Source organism: Alcanivorax sp. HI0044 (genome assembly GCF_001634945.1).
In genome coordinates this window covers 1-816 of sequence record NZ_LWEZ01000909.1, presented here as the reverse complement: position 1 = coordinate 816, position 816 = coordinate 1, and the positions used below count along the sequence as shown (strand labels likewise).

Below are 816 nucleotides of genomic sequence, written 5' to 3'. Positions count from 1 at the left end.
CTGTTCCGTCGGGATAATGATGATGCCTTTTACTTCAACTGGCGCCTCAATGTACCGCTGGAATTTCAACACCCTTTCCTGCCCACCCACGAGGCCATGGCCGCGCTGAATCTGAATACGAATCAACCGGTCCACGAACTGGCCGCCAACCTGCGCCGGGCCTTCTCGGGCATTGTCGCCGGTAACGTGAAAGAGCACGGCATCCACGCCATCGAACAACACGGCCCCTACAAGCTGCACGCCCCCAACGCCCTGATGAAGCATCTGGACGAGCTGCTGAAGGCATTTGTGGAACAGCAACGCATGAAACTGCCGGGCAGCCATTACGAGCCGTGTTATGAGTTGGTGGGGTAACAGATAACGGCTAATAACGAGCCACACTGTAGGAGATTCTATGTTGTCCACCCCAGTCTTCATGAGGCAGGGGCCGGCTGATAGTCGGTGCCATTTTTCATAAGCGCGAAGGCGATACGAACCAGTTTGCGCGCCAGGATGACTAACGCTTGGGTAGTTGCCAGCCCTCGATCCAGATAAGCCTGATAGACCCCTGCCCAACGCTTGCTCCGGCGAGCGGCCATGGCCGCGCAGTAAAGCAGCCTGCGAGCTTCTGAGTCCCCTTTCTTGGTCAGTTTTCGCTTGCCGGTTTTGGTGCCTGAGTCTCTCACGTGAACGTCCATCCCCAGGAAGGCCACGAAGGCATCACTGTTCCTGAAGTCGCCCCTTAAGAAGGCCATGACCAGAGCGTAGGCGGTCAGATCGCCCACGCCCTCCAGGGCCTTGCACCGTTGCACCTGTTCGCTGAGCCCAGCGTCTCTT

General features: G+C 57.7%; 2 protein-coding genes. One reads left to right on the top strand and one right to left on the bottom strand.

Annotation, left to right across the window (positions count from 1 at the left end):
* A partial coding sequence (locus tag A3730_RS10730) for a pyrimidine/purine nucleotide monophosphate nucleosidase domain-containing protein (RefSeq protein WP_156501146.1) occupies nucleotides 1–354 on the top strand: 354 nt, incomplete at its 5' end.
* A gap of 59 nt (nucleotides 355–413) precedes the next feature.
* Here A3730_RS10730 and A3730_RS10725 read toward each other — a convergent pair.
* Nucleotides 414–816: transposase (locus tag A3730_RS10725; protein ID WP_156501145.1), on the bottom strand; the 403-nt coding region annotated here is incomplete at its 5' end.